General features: G+C 64.6%; 18 protein-coding genes. 9 read left to right on the top strand and 9 right to left on the bottom strand.

The window, feature by feature from the left end; translation table 11 throughout:
- Positions 1-142 precede the first annotated feature (142 nt).
- A complete protein-coding gene (locus tag R2E40_RS04910) occupies positions 143-754 on the top strand; it encodes a DUF2975 domain-containing protein (protein WP_318164893.1) in 612 nt (203 codons plus the stop codon).
- 7 nt (positions 755-761) lie between these two features.
- Positions 762-971, top strand: a complete 210-nt coding sequence (locus R2E40_RS04905) for a helix-turn-helix domain-containing protein (protein WP_011704909.1) — start codon at positions 762-764, stop codon at positions 969-971.
- A 105-nt stretch (positions 972-1,076) separates the two neighbouring features.
- On the opposite strand, the gene R2E40_RS04900 is transcribed toward R2E40_RS04905, so the two are convergent.
- Together R2E40_RS04900 and R2E40_RS04895 are read right to left on the bottom strand one after the other, a co-directional pair.
- A complete protein-coding gene (locus R2E40_RS04900) occupies positions 1,077-2,216 on the bottom strand; it encodes a 3-phenylpropionate MFS transporter (protein ID WP_011704908.1) in 1,140 nt (379 codons plus the stop codon).
- Between the two features lie 289 nt (positions 2,217-2,505).
- The gene (locus R2E40_RS04895) at positions 2,506-4,599 is read right to left on the bottom strand and encodes a TonB-dependent hemoglobin/transferrin/lactoferrin family receptor (protein WP_318164892.1); all 2,094 of its coding nucleotides are present in this window, start codon (positions 4,597-4,599) and stop codon (positions 2,506-2,508) included.
- Positions 4,600-4,787: 188 nt separating this feature from the next.
- On the opposite strand from R2E40_RS04895, the gene R2E40_RS04890 reads away from it, so the two are divergent.
- The 3 genes from R2E40_RS04890 to R2E40_RS04880 are packed head-to-tail and all read left to right on the top strand — an operon-like array spanning position 4,788 to position 6,812.
- Positions 4,788-5,756, top strand: a complete 969-nt coding sequence (locus tag R2E40_RS04890; protein ID WP_318164891.1) for a ChaN family lipoprotein — start codon at positions 4,788-4,790, stop codon at positions 5,754-5,756.
- A 60-nt stretch (positions 5,757-5,816) separates the two neighbouring features.
- The gene (locus tag R2E40_RS04885; RefSeq protein WP_318164890.1) at positions 5,817-6,368 is read left to right on the top strand and encodes a cysteine hydrolase family protein; all 552 of its coding nucleotides are present in this window, start codon (positions 5,817-5,819) and stop codon (positions 6,366-6,368) included.
- A 39-nt stretch (positions 6,369-6,407) separates the two neighbouring features.
- Positions 6,408-6,812, top strand: a complete 405-nt coding sequence (locus R2E40_RS04880) for a lipoprotein (RefSeq protein WP_043159620.1) — start codon at positions 6,408-6,410, stop codon at positions 6,810-6,812.
- 69 nt (positions 6,813-6,881) lie between these two features.
- On the opposite strand, the gene hutZ is transcribed toward R2E40_RS04880, so the two are convergent.
- Together hutZ and hutX are read right to left on the bottom strand one after the other, a co-directional pair.
- Positions 6,882-7,439 (bottom strand): heme utilization protein HutZ, encoded by a 558-nt coding sequence (gene hutZ / locus R2E40_RS04875; protein ID WP_318164889.1) that lies wholly within the window; start codon positions 7,437-7,439, stop codon positions 6,882-6,884.
- Positions 7,436-7,948, bottom strand: a complete 513-nt coding sequence (gene hutX / locus R2E40_RS04870; protein ID WP_318164888.1) for a heme utilization cystosolic carrier protein HutX — start codon at positions 7,946-7,948, stop codon at positions 7,436-7,438. The genes hutZ and hutX overlap by 4 nt, the downstream gene beginning before the upstream one ends.
- Positions 7,949-8,116: 168 nt before the next feature.
- Here hutX and R2E40_RS04865 point away from each other — a divergent pair, with 168 nt between their 5' ends.
- The 3 genes from R2E40_RS04865 to R2E40_RS04855 are packed head-to-tail and all read left to right on the top strand — an operon-like array spanning position 8,117 to position 10,787.
- A complete protein-coding gene (locus R2E40_RS04865; protein WP_318164887.1) occupies positions 8,117-8,956 on the top strand; it encodes a heme/hemin ABC transporter substrate-binding protein in 840 nt (279 codons plus the stop codon).
- On the top strand, positions 8,953-9,984 hold the full coding sequence (locus R2E40_RS04860; protein ID WP_162516549.1) for a FecCD family ABC transporter permease: 1,032 nt from the start codon (positions 8,953-8,955) through the stop codon (positions 9,982-9,984). The genes R2E40_RS04865 and R2E40_RS04860 overlap by 4 nt, the downstream gene beginning before the upstream one ends.
- Positions 9,985-9,998: 14 nt before the next feature.
- The gene (locus R2E40_RS04855) at positions 9,999-10,787 is read left to right on the top strand and encodes a heme ABC transporter ATP-binding protein (protein ID WP_011704900.1); all 789 of its coding nucleotides are present in this window, start codon (positions 9,999-10,001) and stop codon (positions 10,785-10,787) included.
- 113 nt (positions 10,788-10,900) lie between these two features.
- On the opposite strand, the gene R2E40_RS04850 is transcribed toward R2E40_RS04855, so the two are convergent.
- A complete protein-coding gene (locus R2E40_RS04850; RefSeq protein ID WP_011704899.1) occupies positions 10,901-11,527 on the bottom strand; it encodes a YitT family protein in 627 nt (208 codons plus the stop codon).
- Positions 11,528-11,848: 321 nt separating this feature from the next.
- Between R2E40_RS04850 and R2E40_RS04845 the strand changes: the two genes are divergently transcribed.
- A complete protein-coding gene (locus R2E40_RS04845; protein WP_318164886.1) occupies positions 11,849-12,862 on the top strand; it encodes an NAD-dependent epimerase in 1,014 nt (337 codons plus the stop codon).
- Positions 12,863-12,867: 5 nt separating this feature from the next.
- Here R2E40_RS04845 and R2E40_RS04840 read toward each other — a convergent pair whose 3' ends face one another.
- From R2E40_RS04840 to xapA, 4 genes are all read right to left on the bottom strand, one after another.
- Positions 12,868-13,779 carry a DMT family transporter gene (locus R2E40_RS04840; protein WP_052143490.1) on the bottom strand — a complete coding sequence of 304 codons (912 nt, stop codon included), beginning with the start codon at positions 13,777-13,779 and terminating at the stop codon, positions 12,868-12,870.
- 56 nt (positions 13,780-13,835) lie between these two features.
- Positions 13,836-14,639: a deoxyribose-phosphate aldolase gene (gene deoC / locus R2E40_RS04835; RefSeq protein WP_052143491.1), complete on the bottom strand. Its 804-nt coding sequence runs from the start codon at positions 14,637-14,639 to the stop codon at positions 13,836-13,838.
- A 62-nt stretch (positions 14,640-14,701) separates the two neighbouring features.
- Entirely contained in the window at positions 14,702-15,961 is a 1,260-nt protein-coding gene (locus R2E40_RS04830; protein ID WP_029301694.1) for a NupC/NupG family nucleoside CNT transporter, read from the bottom strand.
- Between the two features lie 25 nt (positions 15,962-15,986).
- Positions 15,987-16,814, bottom strand: a complete 828-nt coding sequence (gene xapA, locus R2E40_RS04825) for a xanthosine phosphorylase (RefSeq protein ID WP_269384475.1) — start codon at positions 16,812-16,814, stop codon at positions 15,987-15,989.
- Positions 16,815-17,131: the final 317 nt, after the last annotated feature.

Here is a 17,131-nt window from a genome sequence, read left to right as displayed (position 1 = left end):
TTAATTGCAGCAAGAATTTATCGTTTTTCAATAAAAAACGGTTGAATAAATATCGAAAAACGATAAACATCTAGCTATGTTTATTGATAAACGATAATCCGGTGCTGCGCGTGGCCCACCCTTTCACTCCAAGAGGTAAGCGATGAAACACAACAAGCTCGAACGCATGAGCAATCTGATCGAATGGATCCTGCTGTTCGCCCTGCTGGCCACCCCGCTCATGACAGTCATGGGAGTCTGGTCCCAACTGCTCGGCGGCAGCGACTACCTGCAGCAGGAGCTGATCGACGCACTAGCGGTGCAAGACAGTTCGGTGCTCAACCATGTCCCCCTGACCATGGCACAGCCGGCGCTGGCCAGCACGACTCCCTCGATTGCCGACTACCCCCTCAACCTGGGCACCCGTCTGCTGGGCACCCTGGTGATGCTGCTGCCGGATCTGGTGTTCATGCTGATGCTGTGGCAGTTGCTCCAGCTGTTTCGCGGCTATCGGCAGGCCATGCTGTTCACCTTCAGCCAGATCCGCCGCTACCAGTTGATCGGCCTGCTGCTCTGTGTCAGTTTCGTCACCAAAATCATCACCCCCCCGCTGCTGGACATGGTGCTCACCCTGCCAGGCCCCGAGCTGCACGGCCAGATCAACATAGGTTCATCGGACTTCCAGTTGCTGCTGGCCGGGCTTATCGTGTCGGCGCTGGCGCTGGTGATGCGCGAGGCCAAGCGGCTGGCCGATGAACAACAACTGACGGTGTGAGGAACCCATGCCCATCATCATCCGACTCGATGCCCTGCTGGCCGAACGCAAAATGACTGCCCGCGAGCTGGCCCTGCGGGTCAACATCACCGAGGCCAACCTCTCCATCCTGAAAAACGGCCATGCCAAGGCGGTGCGCTTCTCTACCCTGGAGGCGATCTGCCGCGAACTGGGCTGCCAGCCCGGGGATCTGCTGGCCTTTGAGCAGGAGTCCTGACCCTGCCGGCACGGCCTGCGTGCCAGCCGTCACCATGCAACAAGGGGAGCCGAGGCTCCCCTTTTTCGTTGCTGATCAATGTTGTTGCGAACCGGATAGGGCCACTCAGGCGGCCTTCAGCTCGCCCTCCCGCAGGCGCAGCACGAACACCGGCAGCACCACCAGCACCATCAGGAAGAAGATGCCGCCCCCCAGCGGTTCGAACAGCAGGCCGCACAGGGTCATCAGGGCGGCCACCGTCATGCCGAGCCCCAGCGCCGCATAGAGCGCCTGGGTCGGGATCAGCTGCTCGGCCGGCAGCTGGCGGGTCATGAAGCGCACGGCGCCGAGGTGGCTGACGCAGAAGGTGACCGCATGCAGCAGCTGACCCGCCACCAGCACCAGCAGCTCGGTGGAGGCACCGAGCAGGATCCAGCGCACCACGCAGCCCAGCGCCCCCACCAGAAACAGGGTCTGGGCGCCGAAGCGGTTGAGAAAGCGCTTGTCGGCGGCAAACATGCCGATCTCCGCCACCACCCCCAGCGCCCACAGATAACCGATGGTGGTGCCGCTGTAACCCGCCGCCTTCCAGTGCATGGCGCTAAAGCCGTAGTAGGCGGCGTGGCTGCCCTGCAGCAGGGCCGAAATCAGCAGGAAGCGGCGCACCTGGGGGGACTTGAGGGTATCGAGCAGGGAGGCCTTGGCCCGCTCGCCCTGAATGTCCTGCGGCGCCGGGTGCAGCGGCAGCCAGCTCAGCAGCAGCATCAGCAGCAGCCCGGCCACCATGGTGTGCAGTATCCAGTCGCTGCCAAAATTCCCCACCAGCGCCCCCACCAGGGTCGAGGCGACGATGAAGGCGAACGAGCCGCACAGCCGCACCTTGCCATAGTCGAGGTGCGCCTGCACCACCATGCGGGTGGCCAGCGCCTCCCCCACCGGCATCAGGGTCGGGTAGATGAAGTTCGCCACCAGGGTCAGCCCCACCAGCCACCAGAGGTTGTGACTGAGGTAAAAGCCGAGGAAGGCCAGCAGGCTGAGCAGGCAGAGCAAGCGGGTGACCGGCAGCAGGTGCCCCGCCCCCTTGATCTGTCCCATCACCATCAGATTGCCGGCAAAGCGGATCGCCATGCCCGCACCGAGCAGCAGGCCGATCATCTCGGCGCTGACCCCGATCCCCTCCAGCCAGAGCGACCAGAACGGCAGATAGGCACCATAGACGAAGTAGAAAGCACCAAAAAACAGGGCTAACCAGGAGAAGGCGGGCATAGATCCTCGGCAAGGGGGAAGATGGGGCACAAATGATAACCGATTTGCCGGTGGGGATCCTGCGATCCCGGGTGGGACGCCGCACAGATAATAATGAAAAACATCAATAAAATTGAACTATTGGCGCAAGGCCGGTGTCTATTGGGTAACACCTCCTCCTGGTTAGTGTTGCAATCCTTCCACCCGCCTTCGGCGGGTTTCTTTTTGGCCGCCTTTTTGTCCGCCATCGGAGGCCCGGCTCCCGCCATGAAAAAGGGGCCCGCAGGCCCCTTGTCGTGGTGTGCATTCATCAGAACACGTACTTGACCCGTGCACTCAGGTTGCGACCCGGCTCGGTCTGGCGGTTGGTGCTGGCACTGGCGCTCTGGCCGGTGATGCTCTCGTAGTTGACGTACTCCTTGTCGAACAAGTTGAAGACGCCCACGTTGAACTGCAGATCCTGCACCGGCTTGAACTGGGCATAGATGTCCACCACGCCCCAGCCCGCACTCTTGATGTTGTCGTTGCCCTTGGCATCCTTGCCCACCTTGCTCATGTCGTCGGCAAAGCGCAGGGCGGTGTTGATGTTCCAGTTGGGCTGCTCCAGTCGAACACCCAGGGTCCCCTTGAGCGGGCTCAGGCTGTTGATGTAGTTGCCGTCGCCATCCTTGCCCTCGATGTAGGAGAGGTTGCCCCAGACGTTGACCAGATCGTTCAGCCAGTAGTCCGCCTTGGCCTCGGCCCCCTTGGTGGTCGCCTTGTCCAGGTTCTGATACTGATACAGCGCGGTGCGGCCCTCGGTGCCGACCCCGGCCAGCTCGATGAAGTCGTCGAACTTGTTGTAGAAGGTGGCCACTTCATAGCTGAAGCCGCCGGCACTGCCGCGCACACCCAGATCGATGCCGTCGCTGCTCTCGGGCTTGAGATTCGGGTTGGGCTCGATGCGATAGCCATATGCCTGGTGGTTCAGGGTGGAGAAGGCGTTGTCATACATGGGGGTCTTGTAGCCATGGCTGTACTGGGCGAACAGGTTGGCCGCCTCGTGCGCCTTGAACACCAGCCCCAGCTTGGGCGAGAACTCCCCTTCGGAGAAGCGCTTGAGGTTCTCGCCGGTATAGGCGGGATCCTGATCCGGGTTCATCCGATAGTAGTCGTAGCGGGCACCCGGCGTCAGCACCCAGCGCTCGCCGAATTTCAGCTCGTCGAACGCCCACAGGGCGCCGTGCTCGGTGGTGGTGGAGGGGAAGCTCAACTCGTTGTAGCCAACGAAATCCCCCGGCACGGTCGGCGCCTTGAAGCGGGTCCGCTCGTTGTCGGTGTGCTCATACTCCAGACCCCAGGCCAGCCGCTGGCTCGCCAGCGCCTTGCTGAACTTCAGCTGGGCGCCCAGGCTCTTCTGCTCGAAACCGTTGTTGTCCAGCGAGTTCTTGGTCACATAGGGGTTGCTCGGCCGCACCGGGTATTTGGAAGAGGCGTATTGATCCATGGTCTGCTTGGTGCGGGCGTAGTAGAGCTTGCTGTCGATGCGATCGACCCAGGGCGCGTTCAGGGCGATGCCGTGATCCAGCACCAGCGACAGATTGTCGGTCTCCTTGTCGGTGATCGGCTGGTTGAAGACCGAGCCCGCCTTGGTGAGGTCGACGGCATCGGGGTCCTGCCCCTCGTTGAAGTAGTCGACGGTCAGCTTGAGGAACTGGGCATCGCTCAGGTTCCACTGGCTCTTGAACAACACGGCCTGGCTGACGATGTCGAACTCGTTCTTGTCGCCATCGTAATTCTGGGTCACCCCGCCGTCACGCCAGGTGTAGCGCAGCAGGTTCTCGAACGCGCCGGCGCGCAGGGCCCCGGTGACGCCGGCCATCTTCTGGTGGCTGCTGGAGGCATAACCGGTGGTGGCATCCAGGTAGCTGTCGCGACCCTTGAGGAAATCGGCCGCATCCTTGGTGGTGATGGCGATGACGCCGCCCAGTGCATCGGAGCCGTAGGCTGCCGAGGCCGGTCCCTTGACCACCTCGACCTGCTTGATCATGTCGGTGTCGAAATAGCTCTGGCCCACGCCGCCGTTCTTGTAGGCATCGTTCTGGCGCACGCCGTCGCGCACTATCTTGACCCGGTTCTCGCCCATGCCGCGAATGATGAAGGTCTGGGCATCGCCGGCGCCGCCGAGGGCGGTGACGCCCGGTTCGTAACGGAACAGGTCGGCGACGTTGCTCACCACCTGCTCTTCAATCTGTTCGGCGGTGATGACCGAGATGGGGCCGGAGACATCCTCCAGTTTCTGCTCCATCCGAGAGCCACTGACCACCATGACTTCATCTGCTTTCTTGTCCGCCGCAAAAACCGGGGAAGCGAGGCCGGCTGCCACGGCAAGGGCGACCAGCGATAGGGTGTTGTTATGGGCCACTGCAAATCCTTATTGAGAACTGTTATCAAACAGCTGGCATCTTACCCACCTCTCAACAAAGATCAATAATAAACGGAATCATTCTCATTTTCTTTTGTCATAATTCGGTTCTACACTACGCCCCTCTGTTTTCCCGCCCGCCATGCTGCCATTGTATGGTGCAGGCACCTCATCGCTGCGAGACATCCATGACCCGATTACTGCCTCTGTTCACCCTGCCCCTGCTGCTGGCCGCCTGTGCCACGACGGCCCCCGTCAACGATGCCGGCACCCTCTATCACTATCAGCTCAAGGCCCCTCAGGGGAACGATCTGACCCTCGAGCAGGCCCTGGCCAGGGTGGCGGATGCCGACATAGTGCTGGTCGGCGAGCTGCACACCCATCCGGCGGTGCACCTGCTGCAGGCCAGAATGCTGGCGGGCCTGGCCGCAGACGGTCGCCCTCTGGTGCTCTCCATGGAGCAGTTCAGCCGCGCCGATCAGCCGGTGCTGGATGCCTACCTGGCCGGTCGCATCGGCGAGGCGGCGCTCATTCGTGACGGCAACGCCTGGCCCAACTACCAGAGCGACTATCGCCCGCTGGTGGAGTTCGCCAAGGCGCACCACCTGCCGGTCATCGCCGCCAATGCGCCCAAACCGCTGGTGAGCTGTGTCGGCCAGGAGGGGCCGGCCTGGCTCGATCAGCTGCCCGCCAACCGTCGCAGCCAGCTGGCCCGCACCCTCACCCTCGGCGATGATCCCTATCGCCAGAAGTTCATGGCCTCGCTCCATCATGGGGATGCCGACAGCAACGCCCGCCGCTTTGCCGCCCAGACCAGCTGGGACGACACCATGGCCGAGAGCATGGTGGATTACCTGCGCAGCCACCCGGGCCAACGCATCATGCACATCGCCGGCAACTTCCACGTAGAGGGCGGGCTGGGGCTGGCCAGCCGCATCGCCAGCCGCAACCCGGATCTCAAGGTGGCGCTGGTCGTGCCGGAGCTGACGGCGCCGCAAGCGGGTGAGGGGCAAGCAGCGGCCAGCCGGATTGCCGATGTGCGGGTCGGCATCGCCCCCCTGCCGGAACGCTGGCTAAATGCCGATGAAATGAAGCAAGATATGGGCGCACTGCATCAATCCCGCAGTCGTGACTGCAGCCAGTGGCTGCAACCCTGACCTTGCGTCTGAGGAGCCCAGTGGCTGCCACCCTGACAAACATTTGCCCAAGGATTTCATATGGATGTGTTACTGGTCATCGACATGCAACAGGGGCTGTTCACCCAGCCTCGCCATCAGGACAGCCAGGTCATCGCCAATATCAATCGATTGGCCGAGCGCGTGCGGGCAGAACAGGGTCGTGTCATCTATGTGCAGCACGATGCCCCCGGTTCCGAAGTGGATCCCGCCAGTCCGGGCTGGCAGCTGCACGCCGATCTCGCCCCACAGGGGCATGACAGCCGGGTACGCAAGACCGCCTGCGACAGCTTCCTCGACACCGAGCTCGGTTTCCTGCTGGCGGAGCAGCCGGTGGACAGGCTGCTCATCTGCGGCTGTGCCACCGACTTTTGCGTCGACACCACCTTGCGCAGTGCCGCCGCCCGCGGCTTCGAGGTGGTGGCGGTGACCGACGCCCACACCACGGCGGACAGGCCCCACCTGAGCGCGGAGCAGATCATCGAGCACCACCACTGGATGTGGCGTCACCTCAGCCTGCCAAAAGGCAGAAGCGTGACCCTGCTCACGACGGATGAGCTGCTCGGCGCCACCCAACCCGAGCCGGCATGTTAATCTGCCCGCTCTGAAGCGATCACCCGATTGGAGTCTTGTGTGCGTCTACTCTCTGCCGTTGCCTTCACGCTGCTGTTACCGGCAATCACCGCCTGCTCCGGCCTGCCGGGGCGCCAGCCGGATGGCCCGGCCCCCCTGTTCAGGACCCACATCAATGAGGAGGGGAGCAAGCGCTTTACCTTCGAAGCCGCCCCGCTCGATACCCTGCCCACCCGCCTGCAGGACGATGACGGCAGCCGCCTGAGTCGCAGCAAGAGCCTGCTGGAGCGGCGTGAAGCGCTGCAGGATGCCCAGCTCACCCAGGCGCTGGCCGAGCGCAAGTACTGCCGCGAAGGCTACATAGTGCTCAGCCAGACCTCCTGGAAGATCCGGGGTGAGTGCAACGAGACCGCCACCCGGGCCGACCGCGACACCTTCCCCAACAAGGCCTCCTGGCAGGACTGAGCAGCACCGGCCATAAAAAAACGGGCAGCCCCAGGGCTGCCCGTTTTGTCATGTTCGTGATCGCGCGGGTCAGACCGGCGCATCGGCCGGGATGGTCAGCTCGGCACCGTTGTCGACGCGCTTGTGCCCTTCCACCAGATGGACGAAATCCACCAGCTCGTCGCCGGAGACCCGGAACGCCTGGCCGAAGCCCTTGACGAACAGTCCCTGCTCGGGCTTGAGCCGGAACAGCACGAAATCCTTGAGGTTGGAGAGCCCCTTGACGATATCGCCGAAGCGCCCTTCCAGCGCTGCAATGGCCTGCTCCCAGCGCACGTCGTCGCGGGCCACCACTTCGGCCACCGCATCGAAGGTAAGGCGCTTGCGGGCAAACAGTTCGCGGGCCCCGTTCTCGTCCTCGATCAGCATCAGCGACACCTTGGGCACCTGTTGCAGGTTGCGGGCGTGGCGGGCGATCTCGGAGATGAGCACATAGTAGCCATCTTCCTGCAGCACGAAGGGGGCATAGCTGGCATTGGGGTTGCCTTCACTGTCCACCGTCGCCAGCTGCAGGGTGCGGCAACCGTCGCGGAACTCGCGGATCTCCGGTTGCAGGCGGTTCTGCAGACGCTCCTGACGTTCACTCATGCTTTGACTTCCTCTTGATACTGGTGGCGCAGGGCCATGAAGCGTTCCACCTGGGCCGGCAGCAGCTGACGCTGCTCGTCACGCCCCAGATAGACCTTGAAAATGCAGCGACCGCTGTGGCCGAAGAACTGGAAGGAGTGCCCCTCCTTGCCCATGAACAGCTTGCTGACCAGGGCGATGCCGACCACGTTGTCGAGCTTGAGGTGGCCGTGCATCTCGCCGTCGCGCCCCATCAGGTTGTAGTAGCCGCGGGCGCTCTTGCCACGGGGGAAGGGGGCCTTCACCTCGAAGATGGAGCCGTCGGACTCGACGATGGTGGTCACCTGGCCCCAGTCGGCCAGATCCGCCAGCAGGGCTTCGGCCTGCTCGGTGGGCACCAGGGTGACCAGCTCGGCCGGCAGGTGGCGTACCACCTCCCATTCGCTGACGGCCAGCTCGGCGGCGATGGTGGATGGGTGAGCGCTGGGATCTTGTTCCAGCAGCCCATGAATGCGTTGTGCAATGCTCATCGGTTCTCCCTTGGGGTGCCTGCGGCATCCCTGTTCTGTCATGGCGGATACTGTAATGAAGGCCCCAAACCAATGCAATTGATAATCGCTTTCATTCTCAGTGCATTTTTTTCGACGGCTTGATATTCTCGGCGGCAACCCAACTTCATTCACCCTTCGGAGGTTAGCATGGGCCGTCGTTTTGCCCTCGCACTCAGCCTGCTCGGCTGCTCAGCCCTGTCCCTGCCCGTTCTGGCGCAGGAACGTATCGTCAGCATAGGCCCGGCCACCACGGAACTCATTCTGGCGCTGGGCGGTGAGCAGAACCTCATCGCCACCGACATCAGCAGCCCAGAGCCGAAAAACCTGCCGCGGGTCGGTTATCACCGCGCCCTCGCCGCCGAGGGGATCCTGAGCCTGGCGCCGACCCGGCTGGTCGGCAGCGACGAGATGGGGCCGCCGCCTGCCCTGGAGCAACTGCGCCGAGCCGGGGTCGAGGTGGACGTGCTGCCCACCGCCCCTACCCTCGCCAACCTCAACCAGCGCATCGATACCCTGGCCACCCTGCTCAAGGACCCGGCCGCCGGCTCCCGCCTGAAGGCCGAGATCCAGGCCCAGAGCGAACAGCTGGCCGCCCAGGCCAAGCAGAACAAGCCGCTCAAGGTGGTCTTCCTGCTGCTGCACAAGGGCCAGCCCACCAGTATCGCCGGCGGCAACACCACAGCCAGCGCCCTGCTCACCCTGGCCGGCGGCGTCAACCCGGTGGCCCAGCTGCAAGACTACAAGCCAGTCTCTACCGAATCCCTGATCGAGCTGCAGCCCGATCTGGTGCTGGTGAGCGGCCGCGACTGGCAGCAGTATCAGGATCCTGAAACCGTGCTGAGCCAGGTGCCCGCCCTTTCCGCCACCCCGGCCGGCAAGAACAGGGCCATCCACGCCATCGACGGTCACGCCCTGCAAGGGGGGCTCAGCCTCACCTCGCTGCAGCAGGCCAGCCAGATCGCCAAGTGGATCAAGCTGGGTTCATGATGCGTCTGCCACTGCCCTGGCTGCTGTGCCTCACCGGCGGCGCACTGGCGCTGCTGCTGGTCGGATCCTTGGCCACCGGCCCCATGGCCCTCTCTTTTGGCGAGAGCCTGCAAGCCCTGTTCGCCGGCCAAGGGAGCGGGATTGAGGCTCACAAGCTGCTGATCGTGCAGGAGATCCGCCTGCCGCGTACCCTGCTCTGCATCGCGGTGGGGGGGATTCTCGGCCTCTGCGGCGCCGTGATGCAGGGGCTGTTTCGCAACCCCCTGGCCGACCCTGGCATCATCGGGGTCTCCGGCGGCGCGGCGCTCGGCGCGGCGCTGGCCATCGTGCTGCTGGCCCCCCTCGGCCAGCAGTGGCAGAGCCTGCTCGGCATCGGCCTGCTGCCCCTGCTAGCCTTCCTCGGCGGAGCGCTGACCACCACCCTCGTCTATCTGCTCGGCACCCGGGAAGGTGGCACCTCGGTCACTGTGATGCTGCTGGCCGGGGTGGCCGTCACCGCGCTGTCCGGCGCCGTGATCGGCCTGCTCACCTATCTCGCCGACGATCAGATGCTGCGCAACCTGAGCCTGTGGCAGATGGGATCGCTGGCAGCGGGCAAGCCGGTGGACGTGGCGCTGGCGCTGCTGACCCTGGTGGCCCTGCTCATTCTGTTCTTGCGCGATGCCAACCCCCTCAACGCCCTGCTGCTGGGTGAAGGGGAGGCCCGCCACCTCGGCATCCAGGTGCAGTCCCTCAAGCGGCGGCTGATCCTGCTCACCGCCGCCGGGGTCGGCGTAGCGGTGGCGGTGGCCGGCATGATCGGTTTCGTCGGCCTGGTGGTGCCCCACCTGGTGCGGCTGCTGGCCGGCCCCAACCACGTCCGGCTGCTGCCGCTCTCCGCCCTGCTCGGGGCCGCCCTGCTGCTGGGCGCCGACATGCTGGCCCGCACCCTGCTGGCGCCGGCCGAGATGCCGGTCGGCATCATCACCGCCCTGCTGGGCGCCCCCTTCTTCATCTGGCTGCTGGTCAAGGGCCGCCGGACGCTTTAACCGGAGGACTCCTATTGTCTGCTTCATCGACCCTGCTGCACTGTCGCCAGCTCAGCCTCAGCCGGGGCGGCCGCCCCATCCTGGACAGGCTCGACCTCAGCCTGCAGGCGGGCAGCCTCACCGCCCTGCTCGGCCCCAACGGCGCCGGCAAGAGCTCGCTGCTCAAATGCCTCACCGGCGAGCTGGAACATCAGGGGGAGATCCGCCTGTTTGGCCGGGAGCGGCAGGAGTGGGCCGGCACCGAGTTGGCCCATCGGGTCGGGGTGCTGCCGCAGAGCTCGTCCCTGAATTTCCCCTTCCTGTGCGAGGAGGTGGTGGCCATGGGCCGGCTGCCCCACAGCGAACCGGCCAGCCGGCGTGACGAGATAGTCGGGGCCGCCATGACCCATGCCGGGGTCGATCACCTGGCCGGCCGGCTCTATCCCGGCCTCTCCGGCGGGGAGCGCCAGCGGGTGCAGTTCGCCCGGGTGCTGGCCCAGATCTGGCAGGCACCGGACGAACCGCAGCAAGCGCGGCTGCTGCTGCTCGACGAACCCACCTCGGCGCTCGATCTCAAGTACCAACACCAGCTGCTCACCATGGCGCGCGCCCTCGCCGCCCGCCATACCGCCGTGCTGGTGGTGCTGCACGACCTCAATCTGGCGGCCCGTTACGCCGACCGACTGGTGATGCTGGAACAGGGCAGAGTGATGGCCGACGGCACCCCGCGCGAGGTGCTGACGCCTGATCTCATCGACCGGCTCTACGACTACCCGGCCCAGGTGATCCTCCACCCCGAAAGCGGGCTGCCCATGGTGGTGTGATGCGGTGATGGCCGTGCGGCAGATAGCAACAGAGCGCCATCAGGCGCTCTGTTTGTTTGCAAGGCGTGGCGGGCTAATCGCCAGCCAAGCAGCCTCATATGATTCTTTACTCGTCAAGCGATCTGATAGCGGCCCGGCTTGTGGTTGAGTGTCAACACCAGGTTACAGATGATGGCCGCCACCACCGAGAGCGCCAGGATCCAGGGCTGCACCACGAAGAAAGAGGCGATGACGATGGTGCAATCCAGCCCCATTTGCAGCTTGCCGGCGCGGATGCCGAACCGATCCTGGATAAACAGCGCCAGGATGTTGAAGCCGCCCAGACTCGATTTGTGGCGGAACATGATGAGCAGCCCCATGCCGATCAGGGTGCCGCCGATCAGTGCCGCGTAGACCGGCTCAATCTTGCCGATTTGCAGCACGGCGTTGAGGTGATCCGTCATGAAGGAGACCGCCGCCACCGAGACGAAGGTGTTGAGGGTGAAGCGCGGCCCCATCCTGAGCCAGGCCAGGGCATAGAAGGGCAGGTTCATGCCGAAGAACAGCAGGCCGAAGCTCAGCCCCGTCACCTGCTGCAGCAGCAGCGCCAGCCCGGCGGTGCCACCGGTCAGCAGACCAACCTGATGAAACAGAAAGATGCCGAGGGAGACGAAGCCGGCCGCGGTCAGCAGGGCGATGACGTCTTCATAGAGGGGGTGCGCAGTACGAACGGAGTGCGCCGAGCCAGGGGTGTTGTCCATAACCGGTATCCAATAGCGAAGTGAAAGAGTGTCTGTTGCCCGTCTGGCGGGCGCGAGCCCTGTCCGCAGGGCTTCGTTATGGGGTTCAGTCTATTTTTTGCGACCATGATCACAATAGTCGCCGCCCACGCCCCGTTTTGGTGCCTGTCATTCTCCATTGACAGCCGCTGCACCAAGATGCAGCATGCCGCGCCTGAGCCGCCCCTGCTGCGCCGACACCGGCGGTTTGCCATGGCACAGACGCGCCGGCTCTGCTACAAAGCGCGCAGCCCCTTTTCCCATCACCGTCAGGAGCCCCATGATCTGCACAGGACCCCAATCATGAAGTATCTGGTCACCGGCGCCGCCGGCTTTATCGGTTTTCACGTGGCCAGACGGCTGTGCGAGGCGGGTCATCAGGTGGTGGGGCTGGACAACCTCAACGACTACTACGAGGTGAGCCTCAAGGAGGCCCGCCTGGCGATGCTGACCCCCTTCCCCCATTTTCGCTTCGTGCAAGGCGAGCTGGCGGATCGGGCCGGCATGGCCACCCTGTTTGCCGAGGGGCGGTTCGAGCGGGTGATCCACCTGGGCGCTCAGGCGGGGGTGCGCCACTCGCTGGAAAACCCGTTTGCCTACAGCGAGAGCAACCTCACCGGCATGCTGACGGTGCTGGAGGGGTGCCGCCAACACGGCATCCGGCATCTGATCTACGCCTCCTCCAGCTCGGTCTACGGCATGGGCGAGCAGCTGCCGTTCAGTGCCGATCAGCAGGTGGACCACCCGGTCTCCCTCTATGCCGCCACCAAGAAGAGTGGCGAGCTGATGGCCCACGCCTACTCGGCGCTCTACGGCCTGCCCACCACGGGGCTGCGCTTTTTCACCGTCTACGGCCCCTGGGGCCGGCCCGACATGGCCATCGCCAAGTTCACCCGCGCCATCCTGGCGGGCGAGCCCATCGACGTCTACAACCAGGGCGATCTCAGCCGCGACTTCACCTTCATCGACGACATCGTCGAGGGGATCCTCGCCGTCGCCGAGCTGCCGCCCCGCCCCAACCCTCACTGGCATGCCGGCGAGCAGAGCCCGGCCGAGAGCGCCGCGCCTTACCGCATCCTCAACATCGGTCATGGCCAGCCGGTGCGGCTGCTCGACTTCATCGAGGCGCTGGAACAGGCGCTGGACAAGCCCGCCATCAAGCGGATGCTGCCGATGCAGGCGGGCGACATGCACGCCACCTGGGCCGACAGCGAGCCCCTCCACACCCTCACCGGCCTGCGCCCCGCCACCTCCATCAAGGAAGGGGTCGCCGCGTTCGTGCGCTGGTATCTCGACTACTACCAGCCCGCCCGCTGACCCATTCAGGCACGGCGTGCCTGCCGAGCGGGCACCAGCACCATGACCGCCATGGTCAGCAGCACGCCGAGTACGCCCCAGCCCACCTGCCGCCAGATCACCTCCTCCCCGCTCAGCATGCCGGTCAACAGCACCAGCACCGGGATCAGGTAGGTGTAGGCCGAGACCTGCTCCGGCTGCAGCACCACGCTCCCCTGCTGAAACAAAAAGAAGCTGAGCGCCGTGGCAAACAGCGCCAGATAGGCAAGGCCGAGCCAGAGCGGCAGCGACACCTGCTGCCAGTCGGTTGTCAGCAGCCGCGGCGCCGCCACCAGGGTGAGCAGCAGGGTGGCGCAGATCAGGGTCCAGCAGGTGAGGTGGGCAAACGACTCGCCCCGGTAGTAGCGCTTCACCAGTATGGGGTTAAGCGCCATCCCCACGCAGCCGAGCAGGTAGATGCGGTTGCTGGGAGTGAGGCTCAGGCTCGCCAGCTGGCTCAGTTCGCCGCGAAAGATGATGAGAGCGGCCGCCACCATGCCCCCCAGCAGGGCGAACGCCATCGACCAGCCGATGCGACGCTGCAGTACAAGCATGCTGGCCAGCGCGCTGATGAGGGGCACCGTGGTGTAGAGCGCGCTGGCATCGAGGGCGCTGGTCTCCTGCAGCGCCACGAACATGGCGACGAAGTAGCAGAGGGCCGGCAGCGAGATGAGGGTATAACGCCCCAGATCCCGCAGCGAAGGCAGCACCAGACGGCGCTGGCAAGCCAGCAGAATCACGAAGGTGAGCGCCGCCAGCAGGTAGCGCGCCCAGGTGACCACCAGCGGGTCCAGCACCGCGGTGAGGGCGCTGCCGATGGGAAAGGAGAGGCTGATGAGCAGGGTGAACAGCAGCACCTTGCCGTGGGCCTGCACGAAATGAAAACGGGGATGGGACATGGCATGCACCTGTGCAAAGGGGCGCCCTGCCGGGCGCCGCACTGGATGGGAATGATTCAATAACTGCCGTCGGCAGCAACCGGCTTCTTGCCCTCGATAGTGGCCAGCAACTGGCCGAGCAGGCTGGAGGCGCCGAAGCGAAAGCGCTCGGCAACCAGCCACTCATCGCCAAAGAGTGCGGCCGCCATGGCCAGATACTCCGCCGCCTCCTGCGCGCTTTTTACCCCGCCTGCCGCCTTGAAGCCCACCCGGTGCTGTGCGCCGCACTCGGCGATGGCTGCCAGCATGGTGCGGCACGCCTCGGGGGTGGCATTGACCGGCACCTTGCCGGTGGAGGTCTTGATGAAGTCGGCCCCCTCCTCGATGGCAAGCAGGGAGGCGGCACGGATAAGCGCGGGTTCCTGCAGCTCGCCGGATTCGATGATCACCTTGAGCAGCCGCGGCCCGCACAATGCCTTGCAGCCGCGCACCAGCGCCCGGGCGGGCGCCTCGTCCCCTGCCTTGAGCGCACGCCAGGGGATCACCAGATCGATCTCGTCGGCGCCAGCAAGGAGGGCTGCGCGGGTCTCGGCCAGCACGACATCTAACTCATCGTCGCCGTGGGGGAAGTTGACCACGGTGGCGACCTTGATTTCGGGGGTGCCCTGTGCCGCCAGGGTGAGCCTGGCCAGCCCCACGAAGCGCGGATAGATGCAGACCGCAGCGGTGTTGCCGACCGGGGTCTGCGCCTGGTGACAGAGGGCGATGATGCGCGCGTCGTGGTCATCGTCGTTGAGGCTGGTGAGATCCATCAAGCGGATGGCCCGGCTGGCGGACTCGGTGGCGGCGCAGGCTGGTGAAAAAGCAGTAGCTGGAATCATGGAAGGCTCCTGTCGGGATAAGAAAGGGGCGCCGCAGCGCCCCGGAACAAGGGATGGGACGCTCAGGCCAGGGAGAAGAAGATCCCGGCGATGGCGGCGCTCATCAGGTTGGAACAGGTGGCAGCCAGCACGGTACGCAGGCCGTAGCGGGCGATGAAGTCGGTGCGGGAGGGACAGAGGGTGCCGAGACCACCGATCAGGATCCCCATGGAGGCCAGGTTGGCAAAGCCGCACAGGGCGAAGCTGATGATCACCTTGGACTTCTCCTCCAGCACCTGCAGGCCGGCGGCAGTCACAGTGCTGGCGTCTTTCAGGTAGGGGGAGAGGTCGCTGTAGGCCACGAACTCGTTCACTACCAGCTTCTTGCCGATCATGGCGCCAGCGATGCCGATGTCCGCCAGCGGTACCCCGAGCAGGAAGGCGAGCGGCGAGAAGATCCAGCCCAGGATGAGCTCGAGGGAGAGCGGCATGCCCACCATCTCCCCCACCCCGCCCAGCAGGGTGTTGACCAGAGTCACCAGCCCGATCATGGCGATCAGCATGGCGCCGATGGCCGCCGCCAGCTTGAGGCCGCTGCTGGCCCCCTCGCCTGCCGCCGCCAGCACGTTCTCCGGCTTCTTGCCGTCAAACTGGATGCTGTTGTCGAACACATAGTCCGGCTGGCTGGTTTCGGGAATGATCAGCTTGGCAAACAGGATCCCGCCCGGCGCCGCCATGAAGGAGGCGGCCAGCAGGTACTGCATGTCCACACCCATCATGGCGTAGCCCGCCAGCACGGTGCCGGAGACCGAGGCCATGCCGCCGCACATGACGGCGAAGAACTCCGAATCGCTCATCTTGGGCATGTAGGGTTTGACCACCAGCGGCGCCTCACTCTGGCCGACGAAGACGTTGGCCACCGCCGACATGGATTCGGTCTGGGAAGTGCCGAGCAGCCGCGCCATGGCGCCGCCGATGAAGCGGATCACCAGCTGCATGATGCCGAGGTAGTAGAGCACGGCGATCAGCGCCGAGAAGAACACCACCAGCGGCAGCACGTTGAGGGCAAACACGAAGCCGATGCCATCCACCGAGAAGTTGACCAGGTTGCCAAACAGGAAGTGGATGCCCGCCTTGCCGCTCGCCAACACGGCGTCGACCCCGTGAGCCATCCCCTCCAGCGCCCGGCGCCCCAGCGGTACATAGAGCACCAGAGCACCGATGGCGACCTGCAAGGCCAGCGCCAGTCCCACGGTGCGCAGGCGAATGGCCCTGCGGTTGGTCGATGCGAGCACGGCGATGAGGATCAGCGCCGCCATACCGAGAAATCCTGCTGCAAACATAACTGACCTCCTGGTCGTTCCCTGCTTACTGGAAGTGGTGCTTGATAAAGGCGTTGATGAGGCGGATGAAATCCGTTTCCGCCAGCTTGGCGCACTTGAGGGTCTGCTCGTGGGAGAGCTGCACGTCGCCAAGCCCCTCCGCCATGTTGGTGATGGCGCAGATGGCCAGCACCGGCAGCGCGCAGTGGGCGGCACTGACCACTTCTGGCACCACCGACATCCCCACCACGTCACCCCCGATGATCTGCATCATGCGGATCTCGGCCGCGGTCTCGAAGCAGGGGCCGCTGTAGGAGACGAACACCCCCTGATTGACGGTGATCCCCTCCCGCTCGGCCAGCGCCAGCGCCTCGCTGCGCAACCCCTTGTCATAGGCATTGGCCAGGCTGAAGAAGCGCGGGCCGTAGGCCTCGTCATTGGCGCCCGTCATGGGGGTGCCCGGCATGGTGTTGATGTGATCGTTGAAGATGACCAGGGAGCCGACCCCGATCCGCTCCGGGCGCAGCGAGCCGGCCGCATTGGTCACCAGCAGCAGCTCGCAGCCCAGCCGCTTGAAGGTGCGCACCGGGGTTGTCATCACCTTCATGGTTTCGTGTTCGTAGTAGTGGCCACGCCCCTTCATGCAGACCACATCCACCCCGTGCAGCTTGCCGAGCACCAGCTCGCCGCTGTGGCCGGCCACCGTACTGACCGGGAAGCCGTCCAGCTCCTCGTAGGGAATGGTGACCTTCTCCTCCAGCGCATCGGCCAGCACGCCGAGGCCGGAGCCCAGGATCATGGCGGCACGGGGGGCGAAACCCGGCTTGCGGGCGAGAATGGTGGCGACGGCGTTGAGTACCGGATCTTGTTGCATGAGCTGCACCTCTTGAGGCTGTAAATGGGACATGGCGCTCACTCTAGGGGAGGTATTGGGCGATAAAAATCGCTAAAATCGGCCTGACTATCCTGATTTTCAGCACAATTTCCCGCCGGGAGATGGCTGAAAACCAAAGGAACTGGCATGAATGGCGCTGATTGGCCCCGTTTTGCCGCCAGCCAGTCCCGCCACGGTCAAAACGGACCGGCAAAGGTGTGAGCCGGATCGACCATCCGCCGCGCAGCGGCCCTGCTGCCGCACGCACCGGTCGCGCAAACTTTGACGGGGATCGCACCCGGCCCTCAATCAGCCAC

The organism is Aeromonas sp. CD, assembly GCF_033349375.1.
In the GTDB taxonomy this organism is placed as follows: Bacteria; Pseudomonadota; Gammaproteobacteria; order Enterobacterales; family Aeromonadaceae; genus Aeromonas; species Aeromonas hydrophila.
This window is presented reverse-complemented; position numbering and strand designations above follow the sequence as displayed.